The organism is Kitasatospora sp. NPDC048715 (genome assembly GCF_043198905.1).
GTDB lineage: Bacteria > Actinomycetota > Actinomycetes > Streptomycetales > Streptomycetaceae > Kitasatospora > Kitasatospora lactacystinica.
In genome coordinates, this window is sequence record NZ_JBICVH010000005.1 from 12214 (window position 1) to 28804 (window position 16591).

At 71.6% G+C, this 16591-nt stretch carries 11 protein-coding genes and 1 pseudogene; 2 read left to right on the top strand and 10 right to left on the bottom strand.

Annotation, left to right across the window (positions count from 1 at the left end; all coding sequences use genetic code 11):
* Window positions 1-427: 427 nt before the first annotated feature.
* Together ACGFSC_RS11050 and ACGFSC_RS11055 are read left to right on the top strand one after the other, a co-directional pair.
* Entirely contained in the window at window positions 428-1624 is a 1197-nt protein-coding gene (locus tag ACGFSC_RS11050) for an aminotransferase class I/II-fold pyridoxal phosphate-dependent enzyme (RefSeq protein WP_359899035.1), read from the top strand.
* Between the two features lie 72 nt (window positions 1625-1696).
* A complete protein-coding gene (locus ACGFSC_RS11055) occupies window positions 1697-3001 on the top strand; it encodes a condensation domain-containing protein (RefSeq protein ID WP_359899037.1) in 1305 nt (434 codons plus the stop codon).
* 147 nt (window positions 3002-3148) lie between these two features.
* Here the strand turns inward: ACGFSC_RS11055 and ACGFSC_RS11060 are convergent.
* The 10 genes and pseudogenes from ACGFSC_RS11060 to ACGFSC_RS11105 form a co-directional block, all read right to left on the bottom strand.
* Window positions 3149-5818: pseudogene (locus ACGFSC_RS11060) on the bottom strand (amino acid adenylation domain-containing protein); the annotation flags it as partial.
* A 215-nt stretch (window positions 5819-6033) separates the two neighbouring features.
* Entirely contained in the window at window positions 6034-9486 is a 3453-nt protein-coding gene (locus ACGFSC_RS11065; RefSeq protein ID WP_359899040.1) for an amino acid adenylation domain-containing protein, read from the bottom strand.
* Between the two features lie 55 nt (window positions 9487-9541).
* Window positions 9542-10294 (bottom strand): alpha/beta fold hydrolase, encoded by a 753-nt coding sequence (locus tag ACGFSC_RS11070; protein WP_359899042.1) that lies wholly within the window; start codon window positions 10292-10294, stop codon window positions 9542-9544.
* Window positions 10291-10506: an MbtH family NRPS accessory protein gene (locus ACGFSC_RS11075; protein ID WP_359899044.1), complete on the bottom strand. Its 216-nt coding sequence runs from the start codon at window positions 10504-10506 to the stop codon at window positions 10291-10293. The genes ACGFSC_RS11070 and ACGFSC_RS11075 overlap by 4 nt, the downstream gene beginning before the upstream one ends.
* 36 nt (window positions 10507-10542) lie before the next feature.
* A complete protein-coding gene (locus tag ACGFSC_RS11080; protein ID WP_359899046.1) occupies window positions 10543-11931 on the bottom strand; it encodes a condensation domain-containing protein in 1389 nt (462 codons plus the stop codon).
* A gap of 58 nt (window positions 11932-11989) precedes the next feature.
* Window positions 11990-12658: a 4'-phosphopantetheinyl transferase superfamily protein gene (locus ACGFSC_RS11085; protein ID WP_359899048.1), complete on the bottom strand. Its 669-nt coding sequence runs from the start codon at window positions 12656-12658 to the stop codon at window positions 11990-11992.
* Between the two features lie 73 nt (window positions 12659-12731).
* Window positions 12732-13460, bottom strand: coding sequence for a hypothetical protein (locus ACGFSC_RS11090; RefSeq protein ID WP_359899050.1), 729 nt, complete (start codon window positions 13458-13460; stop codon window positions 12732-12734).
* Window positions 13460-15175 carry a non-ribosomal peptide synthetase gene (locus ACGFSC_RS11095; RefSeq protein WP_359899052.1) on the bottom strand — a complete coding sequence of 572 codons (1716 nt, stop codon included), beginning with the start codon at window positions 15173-15175 and terminating at the stop codon, window positions 13460-13462. The genes ACGFSC_RS11090 and ACGFSC_RS11095 overlap by 1 nt, the downstream gene beginning before the upstream one ends.
* Window positions 15175-15357: a hypothetical protein gene (locus ACGFSC_RS11100; protein ID WP_359899054.1), complete on the bottom strand. Its 183-nt coding sequence runs from the start codon at window positions 15355-15357 to the stop codon at window positions 15175-15177. The genes ACGFSC_RS11095 and ACGFSC_RS11100 overlap by 1 nt, the downstream gene beginning before the upstream one ends.
* A 34-nt stretch (window positions 15358-15391) precedes the next feature.
* On the bottom strand, window positions 15392-16582 hold the full coding sequence (locus ACGFSC_RS11105; RefSeq protein WP_359899056.1) for a cytochrome P450: 1191 nt from the start codon (window positions 16580-16582) through the stop codon (window positions 15392-15394).
* Window positions 16583-16591 lie beyond the last annotated feature (9 nt).

Below are 16591 nucleotides of genomic sequence, written 5' to 3' on the forward strand. Positions count from 1 at the left end.
AGATGTAATTCGACTGTGAATATCGGATGGGCGCATGGGCGCACCGACTGCCGGGCCAGGAAGCTCCAAGCTTTGCGAGCGACCAGCCTCAGCGTCTGATCCGGGCCGAGGAAGGCGCTGCTGGCGACAGTATCGGCGGGTCGCGAACGCCGCAATGTGGCCGACGTCACACGTTCGCGGTCGAAGGCTGGCGCATAACCTTGTGTGCTCCCCCCCGTAGGGCAACCATGACGTGCTCGGGGAACTCCCGTGTAGCCCAACAGGGTTATGGGGATGCGACTGGAGGGCCGGGGGGCCCGCAGGAGGTCTGCCGGGCGATCGGTTTCCTGTCGCGGGCTTTCCGTACCGGCCTCCTCTCCGTCGTGCGGCACCGCACCGGCATTGGTCCGCACAACGCTGTGCCATCGAACCAACACGGAACAGGACTATGAAGGCCGACACTTCGTCAACTGCTCTCGACTCCCTCGAACTGAGCCGCCTGTCACAGCGGGACGGGGAGAAGTGGGCCACCGCGGGCGACGGCATGCTGGCCTCCTGGGTCGCGGACATGGACTTTCCGACCGCACCCGCGATACGCCAGGCCCTGCTGCGCCGCGCCGACGGCGATCTCGGCTACCCCCCGTGGTTCGACGAGAGCCGCGGCGGCCCGCTCGGCGAGGTGTTCGCCGAGCGGACGCGGCACCGGTACGGCCACAGGCCCGATCCCACGCACGTCCGGCTGTTCACGGACATCAACCAGGCGATGCTCGCGACGCTCCAGGTCGCCACCGACCCCGGCGATGCGGTACTTCTGCACACCCCCGCCTGCCCGCCGTTCGTCGATGTCATCGAGAGGATCGGCCGCAGGGCGCTGACCGTTCCGCTCCAGGAGGGCGAGGGCGGGTGGGAGTTCGATCCCGCGCTCATGGAGCGGACCGCGGCGGACGAGGGCTCGGGGCGCTGCCGTGTGCTCTTCCTCGTCAACCCCCACAACCCCACCGGCCGGGTGTTCCGCCGTGACGAGCTGGAGTCGCTCGCGGAACTCGTGCTCAGGTTCGACCTGTTGGTGATCTCCGACGAGGTGCACGCGGATCTGACCCATGCCCCGCACCGGCACATTCCCTTCGCCTCGCTCAGCCCGGAAATCGCCGCCCGCACCGTCACCCTCACCTCGGGGAGCAAGGCGTTCAACCTCGCCGGGATCCGCTGCGCGCTGGCGCACCTAGGACCGCGGGCCGTACGGGATGCCGTCGACGCCCGGCGCGGGCTGCTTTTCGGCCAAGTGGGGGTGCTCGCGGTCGAGGCACTGAAGGCCGCCTGGACCTCGGGCGATGCCTGGCTGGACGACGTGCTGGCCATCTTGGACCGGAACCGTCGGCTGCTGGCCGAGCGGCTCCCGGAGCGGATCCGGTGTCGGACTCCGGAGGCCACCTTCCTTGCCTGGCTCGACTGCCGGCAGCTGGGGATCGGTCCGGACCCCATGCCCTTCTTCCGCGACGAGGCCAAGGTGCTGCTCTTCTCCGGTCCGGCCTTCGGAGCCGGCGGCGACGGATTCGTACGGCTCAACTTCGGCACGTCCCCGCAGGTCCTGGAAGAGACCCTGGACCGCATGAGCGCCGCGTTGCGACGGTGCGGGCGTGCTTGAAGCGCGAGCTGCGCGACACGGACGTTCCGATCGGCACCAACAACCCCGCAGGCGCGGACAAGGAGCTTTCCTGTGACTGACCACACGACGGTGCGGGTCCAGCCGGCCTCCGCTCTGGAAATGCAGTTCTGGCTCGGTGAGCAGATCGACCCGGCGAGCCCCGCCGGCTGGATCCTCGCCCAGGTCCGCGTCGACGGCCCCCTCGATCTGCCCGCCCTCGACGCGGCGCTGTCGGCCGTGGCGCGCCGCCAGGAGGCGCTGCGCACCGCCTTCGTCTTCGAGCACGAGCAGGTGGTCCGCAAGGTCCTCGCGGAGCCGGTCGCGGAGCCGCTGCTGCGCCTCGGGTCCGGCACCGGCTTCGAGGAGGCCGCCGCCACCCTGCTGAACGCCGACACCTTCGATCTCGCCGCGGGCCGCGTCTACAGGGCCGCGGTCGCCCCGGACGCACGGGGCGCCACCGTCTTCCTGGCGGTCCATCACATCGCTTTCGACGGCCTCTCCCAGGAGGTGTTCGCCGCCGATCTGGCGCGCGCCTACGCACGGGCCGTCGACGGCGTCTCGACCGATCTGCCCGTGCTGGAACGAGTGGAGGCCGCAGAACTCACGCCGGCGCAACACGCCGAACTCACCACGCACTGGCGCACCGTGCTGACCGGAGCGGCCGACCTGCCCACCCCGGACGGCAGCCCGGCGCCGAACCAGCACGAGCTCGCCGCAGGTGGGTCGGCCGAGCTCCGAACCACCTACCCGCCCAGCACCTGGCAGGCGGTGCGCGACCGGGCCAGGCGCAGCGCCTGCTCACCGTTCGCGGTGCTGCTGGCCGCGTACGGCCGGGCTCTGGCCGAGATCACCGGCGGCTCCGACTTCTGCGTCGGCACACCGGTGGCCACCCGCTCGGCCGGGCAGGAGGACGAACTCGGCTGCCTGATCGACATCCTGCCGGTGCGGATGCCCGAGCTGTCCGCACCCGGGGTGGTCGAGCGGGTCTGGGCCGCCGTGCGGGAGAGTGTCCTGGGCTCCGCGCTGCCCCGCTACGAGATCGTCCGGGCCGTGCAGACGGTCCCCGGTGGTCGGATGCCCGTCTACCAGGTGCTGTTCGCCTTCGAGAACTGGCAGCGCGTCGAGCATTCGGCCGGTCCGGTAAGGATGCACGCCGTTCCGGTGCCGCCGGTCGGCGCGGTCGCCGAGGTTCAGCTCCAGGTGTGCGAACTGCCCGACGGGACCCTGAAATGCGTCGTCCAGGCTCCGCTGACCGGTTCCTGGCCGCAGCGGCTCCCTGATCTGCTGCGCGCCTTCGACAGCCGACTCGCCGACATCGCCCCGTCGGCCACGACGTCGGCCACGCCGCACTCCTTCTCCTCGGAAGCTCCCGCATGACCACCACGTCGACGTGGCTGCCGTACGCCGGTGCGGGAGCCGGGGTCCACCGTCCCTGACAGCTTTCAGGGGTCCGCCGTGCTGGCTGCCGCTCCCATCCGGGTGCCCGGACGGGAGGGGCGGTTCAACGATCGACGCGCGGAAGGGTCATGCGTCGGGCGGGAACGGGGCTCCGTCGGATCCATCGGCCAGCAGTTCGGCGAAGGCGGCCACTGTCGGGGCCTTGAACAGGCTCGGGACGGTCACTCCGATACCCAGCGCCTCACGGATCCGGGCCACCAGGCGGATCGCATCGAACGAGTTGCCGCCCAGGCGGAAGAAGTCGTCGTGGATCCCCATGTCGGGTGCGGCGAGTACGTCGGCGAACAGGGAGCGGAGCAGCACCTCGGTCGTGTCGCGCGGAGCGGCCGCTCTCCCGGTCGGCCGGCGCCGGGGCGCAGGCAGTGCCGCCCGGTCGAGCTTGCCGTTGGCCGTCAGGGGAAGCGCGTCGACGATCACGAAGTGGTCCGGAACCATGTGCGGCGGGAGCCGGAGCTGCGCTTCTCGCCGCACGTCCTCGACATACAGGTCCGGGGACGACCAATCCGACCCGCGGTACGCCGGTGCGGCACTCTCCCCGCCACCGGAGGCCGGCTGCCCGCCGCGGACCGCGTAGAGGGTGACCAGACCGGTCTCCGAGAGCATCGCCAGCCCGTCGACGGTGACCCGGTACCCCCGCTCCTCCAGTTGGCCCCGGATCCAGTCGATCCGGCCCGGGGCGTTGTGCGCCTCGATCACCAGCTGGCGGACCAGGTTCCAGTGCTCCTCACGGAGCCCCAGAAGCACCGCGCGTTCGCTCTTCTCCGCATCGATCTTGAGCAGGTCGATCCGTTCCACACCGGTCTCGTCGATGACGTCCGACAGCGTGCGCAGTTCGCAGGTCACGTCGGTGTGCTGCAGCCGCTCCGTGAGCAGACTGTCGAGATCCGCCGCACCGCTGTGCGGAAGGGCTTCCTGCATCGGCTGCTCGTTGCGGACGAAGGCCTCCAGGACACCGCGCTCCTCGCCGATGTCCCCGAATCGCCCCGACATTATCGAAAGTTGCGGATAGTAGGTGAACGACGCCGTACCCGCCTCTTCGGCGAGGCCGCACGGGAACAGCCTGGCGTCGACTCCGTGCAGCCGGGTGTTGAGTTCGAGCATGCGGAACAGCTGCGGAATCGGCTCGAACGCATGGACCACGCTGCCGGGACGGGAGCGGGCCACCACGAGCGAGAAGAACCCGATGTGCGCGCCCACGTCGAAGACGCAGGCCCCGGTGTCGGGCAGCGTGATCCCGTGCCGCAGGTACTCGCCCTCTTCGAAGATCTCGCGGTACAGGAAGTCCGCCTCCGACCGGTTGGACGCGACGACGGCCATGCCGTTCGGCAGGGTCTGCAGGTCCTTCCGGTCGAGGAGCCCGGCTTCTTCGAGGCGGCACAGGTTCCGCAGCGCGGCGGCCTCGTCGGGGTCGGGTACGAGGTAGGCGGTCAGCCGCGCCTCGCCGGCCTCGTCGGGCCTCGCGGCCACCACCGCGTCGGCGACCGCGGCGTGCCGGGCCAACGTCGCTTCGATCTCGCCGAGTTCGATGCGCACGCCTCCCACCTTGACCTGGTGGTCGTTGCGGCCCAGGTAGTGCAGGACCCCGTCGGGGTCCCGCCGGGCGAGATCCCCGGTCCGGTACATCCGGCTGCCTTCGGGGCCGTAGGGATCGGGGACGAAGCGCTCTGCTGTCAGCCCCGGCCGGTTGACGTACCCCCGGGCCAGCTGGACGCCCGAGATGTAGAGCTCGCCGGCCGCACCGGGCGCGGCCTGGTTCAGCTGCTCGTCCAGAACGTACAGCCGGGTGTTGCGCACCGGGGCGCCGATCGGCACCGGGCCGGGTGGGTCGCCGGGGCCGCAGCGCCAGTGGGACACATCCACCGCGGCCTCGGTGGGCCCGTAGAGGTTGTGCAGTTCGGCGTCCAGGAGGCGGAAGAACCGTGACCGCAGATCGGCCGAGAGCGCCTCGCCGCTCGCGAACACCCGGCGCAGCGAATCGCATCGGGCCGTCGTCGGCCCTTCGAGGAAGTGACGCAGCATGGACGGGACGAAATGCACGGTCGTGATCCGCTCCGCCCGGATCAGCTCGGCGATCCGGGCGGGATCCCGGTGCTCGTCCGGCCCGGCCAGGACGAGGCGCGCACCGACGCACAGCGGCCAGAAGAACTCCCACACGGAGACGTCGAATCCGGCGGGGGTCTTCTGCAGGACGCGGTCGTCGTGGCCCAGCGGATACTCCGCCTGCATCCAGCGCAGGCGGTTGACGATGGCCTCGTGGGACACGGCCACCCCCTTGGGCCGGCCGGTGGATCCCGAGGTGAAGATGACGTAGGCGGTGCTCGACGGGTGCGGCGAGGGCCACCCGGTCCCGTCCGCCTCGGGCGCGCCCTCCTCCGACATCCGCCGGACGTCCTCGCTGTCGAGCATCAGCACGGGACGTGCGTCCTCGGTCATCTCCCGTACCCGCTCGGCGGGCAGCTGCGGATCGACCGGAAGGTAGGCGGCCCCGGCCCTGTGCACCGCGTAGAGGGCGACCACCAGTTCCACGGATCGCGGCACCGCGACCGCCACGACGGTTTCGGGCCCCGCCCCCTTGGCCATGAGCAACCGCGCCAGTCGGCCGGCCCTGGCGTCCAGCTCGGCGTACGTGAGAGATGCATCGCCGCCGACGAGCGCGACGGCGTCAGGGGTACGGGCCGCCTGGGCCGCGAACAGATCGGGCAGGGTCTCTGCCGCCATGTCGTGAGCCGCGGTGTCGCTCATGACGTCACTTCCCATCGTTGTCGAACTGACCGCCGGACCGGGACAGGCACCGACGAGGCGGAGAAGGATTCGTCGCCCCGCGGCGGACCCGCAGGGGCGTACGGCTTGCCGGGGACTCGGCTCTCGCCGTTCCGCGACCGCCACGGCTCGCCAGGGCGGTCCTGTTCTCGGGGGGTCCACTCACGCGGATCGTCCTCTCCTGAGGTCGGCTACGGAAGGGGCGCCGCGGACGGATGGAAGGCCGCCCGGCGCAGTGCCTCGATGTGCGCGGCCAGCGTCTCGACGGTCGGCGCGTCGACCAGGGCGCGCACCGGGATGTCCAGCTCGAGCTCGGCCCGCAGTCGGCTGACGACCGCCAGCAGGGAGAACGAGTCCCCGCCGGCCTCGAAGAAGTTGGCCCGCACGTCCACCTCGGCGAACCCGAGCACCTCCGCCCAGGCCGCTGCGACGGTGCGCTCCGTCTCCGTGCTCGGCGGCGTCACGGCCGTCGCAAGCACGGGGATCGGCTCGGGTCGGGGCAGCCGCTGGCGGTCCACCTTGCCGGTCGGGGAGAGCGGCATGGCGTCGAGCCACATGAACACGGCGGGCTGCATGACGATGGGCAGTTTCGGGGCGAGGTGGGCACGGAGCGCGGCCTCGTCGAGCCCGCTGCCCGGTGTCCTGACCACGTGGGCGACCAGCCGCTGGTCGGGCTCCAGGACCATCACGGCGTTCGCCACCTCCGGGTGACCGCGCAGCACCGATTCGATCTCCTCCAGCTCGACCCGCACGCCGCGGATCTTGACCTGATTGTCGACCCGGCCCAGGAACTCCATCTCCCCATTGGGCAGGCGGCGCACCAGGTCACCCGTGCGGTAGAGGCGTCGGTCGGGCCGGGCCGGGTCCGGGGCGAACCGGTCGGCGGTCAGGGCGGGCTGGTTGCGGTAGCCGCGGGCGACGCCGTCACCACCGATCCAGAGCTCGCCGGGCACGCCGATGGGCTGCAGGTTCCCCCAGCGGTCGACCACCGCGCAGGAGGCGTTGGCGATCAACTCCCCCAGCGGCATGGAGCTGCGTTCCAGCGGCTCGTCGCCCATCCGGCCGACCAGGGCGGCGCCCGCGGTCTCCGTCGGCCCGTACTCGTTCCAGATCTCGCACCCGGCGGGGACGACCGCACGGGTCCGCGCCACCAGGTCGGCGTCCAGGTTCTCTCCGCCCATGGACACGTGCCGCAGCGTCGGCATGTCGAGGCCGGCGTCGGTGATGCCGCGCATCTGGGTCGGCGTCAGGTACAGCATGTGGATCGACTGCTCGTTGATGAAACGGGCGGTGGCCCGGCCGTCGGCCTTGACCTCACGGGGCAGCATGACCAGGCAGGCGCCTGCGGTCAGTGCGTGGAACATCTGCTCGACGGACCAGTCGAAGTGGTAGGAGAGGTTGTGCACCACCCGGGTGCCGGGCCCGATCGGACGGATGTCCTGGGCCCACTGGATCCACGGGGTGATCGCGGTGTGCGGCAGGCCGACGCCCTTGGGCCGGCCGGTGGTCCCGGACGTGTACATCAGGTACACCAGCTGCGAGGGGTGCAGCGCGGAACCCGGGGCGCCGTCCCACGCCTGGTCCTGCGCGCCGTCCTGGGCGGTGCTCACCACGTCCACGCTCTCCAGGACGGCCGTCGGCAGCTGGTCGCGCAGTTCCGGGGTGGTGACGAGGATCGTCATCCCGCTGTCCGCGACGACGTACGACATCCGGTCGACGGGGGCGAGCGGATCGATCGGCACGTAGGCGGCACCGGACTTCAGGATGCCGAGGATGCCGACGATGAGGTCCACCGACGGGTCCGCGCACAGGCCGACCAGGTCGTCGGTGCCGATGCCGCGCGCCGTCAACTCGTCGGCCAACCGGGATGCCCTGCGGTCGAGTTCGTGGTAGCTGACCCGCTCGTCGCCGCTCTCCACCGCGTCCGCGTCCGGGGTGCTGAGCGCCTGGGCCTCGAACAGCCGGTGCAGGAAGAGGTCCGTGGGGTAGGGACCGCAGTCGGCGGTGGACCACTTCTCGAGCTGACGGCGCTCCTCCTCGGGAAGGATGGTGAGCCCGGAGAGGCGCTTGGCGGGAGCGGCCACCGCGTCGGCCGCGAGCACGGCCAGGTGGTCGAGGATGCGCCAGGCCTTGTCCTCGACGAACAGGTCGGTGTTGTAGTCGACCGCGAGGCGGTAGGTGAATTCGGTCTCGACGACCCGGAACACCAGGTCGAACTTGACCGCCTTCAGGTTCAGGCCCAACTCGACGTCGTCGACGGTGATCCCGGCCAGCTCCGGCGCCGGGACCGCGTGCTGGTACGCCAGCATGACCCGGAACGGCCCCTGCCGGGAGGAACGGTCGGTCGAGACCGCGTTGACCACCCGCTCGTAGGGGACGTCCTGGTGGGCGAAGGCCTCCAGGATCCTGCCCCGGACCCGGCCGAGCAGCTCGGCCAGCGTCGGGTCGCCGGACAGGTCGCTGCGCACGGCGAGGGTGTTGAGGAAGCACCCGAGCATGGAATCGAGCTCCGGCAGATCACGGTTGGCGCTGGGGATGCCGACCACGATGTCCGTCTGGCCGCTGTACCGGCTGAGCAGCACGTTGAGCAGCGTGAACATGGTCATGAACGGGGTGGCGTTGTGCTCCCTGGACAGCTCGCGGATCCTGCGCGACACCGCTCGGGGCAGCTCGATGTCCACCGACGCCCCCTGGCTCGTGCCGGTCTCCCGGGGCGGCAGGTCGGTCGGAAGGTCCAGCACGGGGAGCGGGCCGCGCAGTCGGTCCTTCCAGTAGTCCAGTTGGCGTTCGAGCGTGGTCCCGGTGACCGTGCGCCGCTGCCAGGCGGCGTAGTCGGCGTACTGCACCGGCGGCTTCGCGGCCGCCGGGATCCCGCCGTCGGCGGCGGCGGCGTAGAGCTCCAGCAGCTCGGCCACGGCGAGTTCGAAGGAGTACACGTCGGTGATGATGTGGTGCAGGTTGATGAGCAGGACGTGCCAGTCCTCGTCCAGCCGGTACAGCTCGACCCGGAGCAGCGGCCCCCGCTCCACGTCGAACGGCCGCTGGGCGGAGTCGAGGAGCAGAGCGGCCAGAACCTGCTCCTGCTTCTCCTCCGGCTCGTCCCGGAGGTCGACCACGGTCAGCGGCAATTCGGCCTTGGCCCGGATCACCTGCTCGGGGATGCCGTCGACCGCCTCGATGGTGGTGCGGAAGACCTCGTGCCGGTCGACCAGCGTCTGGACGGCCTGCCCCAGGGCCGTGATGTCGAGCGGGCCCACGAGCTCGTGCGCCATCGGGATGTTGTAGCGGGAGCTCGGACCCTGGATGTGCTCGTCGACCCACAGCCGCTGCTGGGTGAACGAGGTGGGCGCGTGGAAGACCTCGCCCGAGCGCCCCTCGAAGGGCTCGATGGTCTGTTCCGCCCCGGGCTCCGTCTCCCGCATCGCCTCGATGGCCGCGGTCAGCTCGACGAGGGTCTGTGCGTCGAAGAGCACGCTGAGCGGAATCCGGATGCCCAGCTCCTCGCGCAGCCGGCTGATCGCTCTGGCACCTTTCAGTGAATTTCCGCCCAGCGCGAAGAAGTTGGCGTCGGGACCGGATATCTCGGTGTGCAGGACTGCCGTCCACACATCCGAGACGACGTCCATCACGGACCGCTGCGACATGTCGTTCCACCTAAATCCGTCGATCGAGAGGATGGTTGTTTCGAAGGGCTTCGGGTCAGTGACCGTGCTGCCGGGGCACGGCGGCGAGCCGCCCGGCGATCTCGGCGAGCACGGCCGGACGGGCGGAGTGCAGGAAGAAGTGGCCGCCGGGGAACATCCGCAGGTCGAAGCCGCCGGCTGTGAGCTCGCCCCAGCGCGGCATCGCCGCAGTGCCCGCGGGATCGTCCTCGGTCCCGCCGAACGCCGTGACCGGGCAGGTCAGCAGCGGCCCGTCGGTGAACCGGTAGGTCTCGACCACCGCGAGGTCGGCCCGGATCACCGGGAGCATCAGGCGCATCAGTTCCGGGTCCGCCAGAACCGCTTCCGGTGTCGCGGACCAGGAGCGCAGTTTCCCGATCAGCTCCTTCTCCGGACCGGCGTGGTGCGCGGTCTCCTCCCGGGCTTGGGGCGGTACGCACCCCGAGACGAACAGCCGGGTGGGTGAGCCGATCTCCATCCGCTGCAGGGTGCGGGTGAGGTTCCAGGCCACCAGGGCGCCCATGCTGTGCCCGAAGAATGCGAACGGACGGTCCAGGTGCTGGATGACCGAGGGCACCAGGACGTTGAGCACCGCGCCCATCCGGTCGAACAGCGGGGCGCCCAACTGGTCTTCTCTGCCCGGAAGTTGTACCGACCACGGCTCGATGTCGGCGGGCAGGGCGGCGGCCCAGTCGCGGAACACCGAGGCACCGCCGCCGGCGTAGGGGAAGCAGAACAGCCGCGTGGCCGCCTGCGGCCGCTCGGCGAGCGGCCTGACCGTCACCCTCATCGGCCGGTCCCGCCCGCCATCTCCCGGCGCAGGGTCAGCGGACGCATATCCGTCCACACCTCGTCGATGTGCGCGAGGCAGGCCTCCTTCGAGCCCCGCTCGCCCGTCTCCCGCCAGCCGGCGGGCAGCTCGCGGCCCTGCGGCCAGATGGAGTACTGCTCCTCGGAGTTGGTCACCACGACGTAGCCGTCGTCGTCACGCTGTCCGTCCATGGGCCCTTCCTTTCGGTGAGATGGCGCGATACCGGCTCAGGCGTTCGGCGTCCCGGGCCGGGAGGCTCGCAGGGCCCCCAGCCGACGGCGGCCGGCGGGTACGGTCCGTGCCGCCCGCCGGGCCCGCGCCAGCGGCTCCGCCAGGGCGGCCAGCGAGACCGTCACGTCCTCGACGACCGTCCGCAGGACGGCCAGGAAGGCCGACCGGACCTCCTCGGCCTCGGACTTCGCCAGCCGTCGGGAGTTGTAGTTGAGCCGCAGACCGAGCCGGTCGCCGTCCGGCTTGCCGAACAGGCAGAGGTCGAGCTGCGAGGTCTGCCGGGCCGGGGGCAGGAAGTCCGCGAACTGGAAGGAGGTGGAGAAGACCGGGTTCCGGCCGGGTCGGGATTCCGCATCGAGCTTCTCGAGCAGCAGGGTGAACGGATAGCGGCTGTGCGCGTAGGCGCCGATGCTCACGGCCCTGGTCCGGCGCACGACCTCCTCGAAGGGGTCCGCACCCGACATCCGCACCCGGACGGAGAGCGGGTTGACGAAACTGCCGAACATGCCGTTCAACTCCTTGGTGTCCCGGCCGGAGAACGGGACGCAGACCACGATGTCGTCGTCGGCGCTGATGTCCCGCAACGCGACCGCGTAGGCGCTGAGCAGCAGGATGTGCGGCGTGACGCGCAGCTTCTTGACCAGTGCCGCCACCCCTGCGGCCGTGTCGGCCTCGACGTCGAACTCCAGCGTCTCGTTCACCACCTCATCGGCGGGCGCGTCGTGGTCCCCGATGCGCAGCCGCGGCAGCGGGGCGGCCAGCTGGTCGAGCCAGTACGCCTCCATGGCCTTGCTCTGGTCGCTCGCCAGCCACTCCCGCCGGCCCCGTACGAAGGCGTCGTAGGTCGTCGGGAGCGGGGGCAGCTGCGGCTCTCCGTCCGCGGCGAAGGCTCGGTAGCAGAGCAGCAGTTCGCGTATGAGGATGCCCATGCTGGTGCCGTCCGTGATGATGTGGTGCACGTTCACGTAGAGGCAGTGGTGGTCGGCGGCCAGCTTGAACACCTTGAGCCGTACCGGCGGGGTGGCGAGTTCGTCGAAGGGGGTCGCGTTCTCGGCCCGGACGCGCCGATTCAGTTCGGCCGTCGGATCGGCGGCGCCGGTCAGGTCGACGAGCGGCACGTCCAGGTCGAATGCGGGCAGGACACGCTGGCGCGGACCTTCTGGAGTGTCCCGGAAGGACAGCCGCAGCGCTTGGTGCCGGTCCATCAGGAAGGCTGCGGCACGGCGCACGGCGACGATGTCCACCGCCTCGTACAGGTGCTGCCAGTACGGAAGGTTGGATTCCGCCCGGCCCTCGTCCAGCTGATGCTGGAGCCACAGCCCCCTTTGGCCGTTCCACAGTTCGAACCAGGCCCTGTCGTCCTCGAAATCGTCGGGGTCTTCCACTTGGCCAGCCAATCCTCACATCAATGGTTTACGGAACACCCGGACCGACGCGACCGGTTCAGGACGTGCGCGGCCGGCCCGGAACGGCGCTCGCGGCCTGGACCAGCCCGTCCGCCACCCGCCAGCGCCCCTCGAAGAAGACCGGGCCGGCCCCGTCGGCCGTCGCCTGCGAAGCCGGCAGCCGGGCGGTGAAGGTCCTGTTGTCCGGGTCGAGGGCGACTTCGGCGTCGGCGAAGTCGAGCACGGTGCCGCCCAGGGGGTACCACGCCTTGTAGACGCTCTCCTTGACGGCGAAGAGCAGCGTGTCCCAGTGCACCTCCGCGTCCCGGCGGAGGAGCTCCGCGAGGTGGCGCCGTTCGGCTTGCGACGTGATCAGGCGCAGGCCGCCGTCGGGCAGCGGTTGGTGGACCTCCGCGTCGATGCCGAGGGAGCGGAATGCCCCGGCCCGGGCGACCGCGGCCGCCCGGTAGCCCGAGCAGTGGGTCATGCTGCCGACCGCGCCGCGCGGCCACTGCGGTGCCCCCGCCGTGCCCCGGAGGATCGGGGCCGGGGGGATGCCGAGCCGGCCGAGGGCGGTTCGGGCGCAGTGCCTGACGGTGGCGAACTCGCGGCGCCTGGCGAGCGGTGAGCGGGCGACCGCCTCGGCCTCCCCCGGCTGCAGCGGGACGTCGGGCAGATCACCGTACGCCTCCTCGACCTCCGCGCCGGGCGGCAGGAGGGTGATCACGAGGCGGCCCCGTCGAGTTCGGCCGTCACGGCTTCCACCGCTTCCGGGGTGGGCACGTCGACGGCGTCCCGCTCTACGAGGGCGGGCTGCACGGCTCCTCCTTCTCCCCGGTGGCCAGCAGGTCGGTGAGCAGGACCTTCACGGCGGGCGCGTGGAACAGTTCCTCCGCCGTCACATCGACCCGGTGCACCGCCCCGGGGCCCGGCCAGTCGAGCGCCTCGCTCAGCAGGACGTGAGTGGGAGCCGGCGGGGCCTGCGGCGGCACCGCCGCGGTCAGGGTGAAGCTGAGCCAGGCCCGCTGCCCCTCGGTCAGTTCGACCAGGATCTCCTCGTCGAGCCCGGGCGAGCAGCCGACGATCACCGAGAGCAGGAAGGAGCCGGCCAGGGCGAGCGCGTCACCGGACGGCAGGCCGGTGATCGTGGGCACCTCGGCGGACTCGTCCATGGCCAGGGCGAGGTCGTCCAGCAGTTCCTGAGGAGTCCTGGGATCGGCCGGTGCCGGGTCGAGCACGATGAGCGGGACGTCCGGCCCGGGCAGCGCCTCCACCAGTGCCGAGGCCAGGCCGACGGCCGAACAGTAGGCCAGCACCGCGACCGGGAGCGGCCCGGCGGCGGTGATCCGCTCGGCCCAGTGGGCGGCCTGCTCGGCCGTCCCGACGACTCCGTCGGCGAGGCCGGGGTAGTGCAACGGGTCGATCCTGAGGGTCCGTCCCTGCCAGCCGTCGGGCAGGATGGCGCCGAAGGTCCTGCGGGGCACCTCGTTCCCGAACTCCAGTATCACGAGGGGCCGTTGGTCCTGCATCACTCTGCACTCCTGACGGCTTCGTCGACCTCGGCGGAGAAGTCCGCGAGGACCGGATGGTTGAAGATGGCCTGCAGCCCGATCTTGATGCCGAACTGCTCGCGCGTCCGGGACACCGCCCGGGCGGCGATCAGCGAGTGCCCACCGATCTCGAAGAAGCTGTCCCCGGAGCGGGGGAGGTTCCCGGTCAGATCCGACCAGATCTCGGCGATCCGCGCCTCGGTGGCGCCGAGGGGGGAGGGCTCGGCCGCGGCTGCGACCGGAGTGTCCGGCAGGGCCTTGCGGTCGATCTTGCCGTTGGGTGTCAGCGGCATCGCGACGAGCCGGTGCAGCCCGGCGGGGAGCATGTACGCGGGCAGCCGACCGGTCAGCGCGGCGCGGATGTCGTCCGGCTCGGCCTCGCCGCAGAAGTAGGCGCGCAGCGATCCGCCGTCCTGGTCCGGCACGTGGACGACGGCCGTCTGGTCCACTCCGGGGACGGCCAGGATCTCCTGCTCGACCTCGGCCGGCTCCACCCGGTGACCGCGGATGCTGACCTGGGCGTCCCGCCGCTCGACGAACTCCAGCTCGCCGTCGGCCGTCCAGCGGCAGAGGTCGCCGGAGGAGTACCAGCGGTTCTCGTCCCGGTCGGCGACGAACTTGCGGCCGGTGAGCTCCGGATCGCCCCGGTAGCCGAAGGCCAGGACGTCGCCTCCGATCAGCAGTTCCCCGGGCACGCCGGGCTCGGCGACCTCGACCCCGTCGGCGTCCACCAGCCGGACCTTCGCGCCGGTGATGGGGCGTCCGATCACCGGCGCGCCCTCGGTGGGGCAGCGGCGCAGGTCCGCGCTGGCGGTGGTCACCACGGTGGCCTCGGTCGGCCCGTAGTGGTTGAAGACCGCGGCGGGGAAGCCGGCCGGCGGGCTGACCCGAAGACGGTCCCCGCCGGTCAGCAGGACGGCCAGGCCGACGGGCGGGGCCGGGAGGGCGAGCAGTTGCTCGGCGAGCGGGGTGCTCAGGAAGCAGTGCGTGATGGCGCTCCGCTCGATGAACCCGGCGATCACCGCGCTGTCGACGATCAGCCGCTCGGTCGGCAGCACCAGCGTCGCCCCGCTCGCGAGAGCCGCCCAGACCTCCCAGACCGCGGCGTCGAACCCCAGCCCGGCGAAGGCTGCGACCCGCACCCCGGGCCGGGTGCCGTAGGTCTCCCGGTGCCAGGACACCAGGTTCGCCAGGCCCGCGTGGCCGACCTCGACGCCCTTGGGCGTACCGGTCGAACCGGAGGTGTAGATGACGTAGGCCAGCGGGGCCGGCGGGGCCGGCGACACCGGCGCCGGGGCCGCCCCGGGGCCGTCGAGTACCGGAACACCCGCGGGCGCCCGTCCGGCGAGCCCCTCCTGCGCGAGCACGGCCACCGGCCGGGCGTCGTGCAGGATCGCCTCCACCCGGCCGTCCGGCAGTGCCGGGTCGAGCGGCAGGTACGCGGCACCCGCGAGCCAGCTTCCGAGCTGCGCCACGATGCCCTCGATGCCGCGCTCGAAGAGCAGGCCGACGAGGCAGCCGCTCCGGTGGCCCTCGGCCTGCCGTATGCGTCCGGCCACCGCGGCCGCCGCGTCCCAGAACTGACGGTAGGTCAGCTTCTGCTCGCCGCACTCGACCGCGACCACGTCCGGATGCGCGTCGACGATCGCGCCGAGCATCCGGACCACCGTCCGTTCGTTCACGATGCCCTGCATCAAAGACCACTCCTGTCCCCGGCGAGCAGTTCCCGGTCCGCCCGGGCGGCGCGCTCCACCACGTCCCTGTCGCCCCGGTGATCCTGGTGGGTGCGGAACCGGCGGAGGTGGTGCCGCGACACCCGCTCCCCGCCGATGGGGCTGTCCGGCGACTCCGGGGAGCCGCTCGTCACTCGTGTCATCCCAACTCTCCTTTCGGGGATGTGCGGTCGGCCGTCAGGAGGCCGTGCCGCGCACGGCCAGGCGTTCCAGGAGGGTGACGCCGAAGTGCTGCCTCGTCACCGGCGGCCCGTCGAGGGCGAGATCCGCCCACCTGCCGGCGAGGCGCTCCAGTACGATCTCGGACTCCATCCGCGCCAGCCCCGCCCCCAGGCAGTAGTGCGCGCCGAAGCCGAAGCTGAGGTGCCGCCTGATCTCGCGGTCGTAGTCCAGAAGGTCCGGGTCGTCGAAGACGGCCGGGTCGCGGTTGGCCACGCCGAGCATCAGCAGGACGAGATCCCCCTCCGCGATCAGGTGACCGGCCGCCTCCACCGGCGCGGTGGCCACCCGGGCCACCTGCTGGACCGAGGTGTCGAATCGGAGCAGCTCGTCGACCACCGAGCCCGGTTCACCGCTCCGCAGGTCGGCCCAGGCATCGGCGTGCAGCGCGGCCCGAACGGCCTTGCCGATGAAGGTCGAGGTGGTCTCGAACCCGGCGTAGATCAGCAGGCTCGCCGTGGCCCAGACGTCGGCGGCCTCGATGACGCCCCCCTGGTGGGCGTTGCGCAGCAGCCAGAGCCCGGTGCCCTCGCGGACCTCCGAGCGCAGGGCCTCGTCCACCACGTCCGCGATTTCCCGCAAGGCGCGATGAGCCCTGGTCCTGACCTCCGGCAGGTAGTCCGCCATCAGCAGCGCCGCGATGTCGGGCGCCCAGTCGTGCAGCCGGGGCGCGACCTCCCCGGGCAGGCCCAGGATCCGGCAGATGACCCGGCTGGAGAGCGGGACGGCGAGTTCCGCCATCACCTCCAGCCCGTCCGTCCGCCCCGCCAGGAGCTCGTCGACGAGCTCTTCGACGGCGGGACGCATCGCGGCGAGCCGGTCGGCCGCGAAGAGCGGCGCGACGACCCGGCGGGCCGCCGCGTGCTCGGGGTCGTCGTTGAACATGAACCACCTGCGCACGACCTCTGCGGCCCGCCCCCCGCCCTCTCCCTCCCGGTGCAGGGTGGTGGTGCCCCGCTGCGGCCAGGCGGCCGACAGAGCGGGGTGCCGCAGCAGGGCCGTCGTCTCGCGGAACCCGGAGACGATCCACACCTCCAGGTCCTCGTCCCAGCGGACCGGCTCCTCCTCCCGCAGCGGGAGGTAGTCCGCGCAGGGGTCGGCCGCCGGGCGGTCGTCGTCGCGGTAGGGGCAGCGTGGGGCCTGTGTCACGGTCACTTG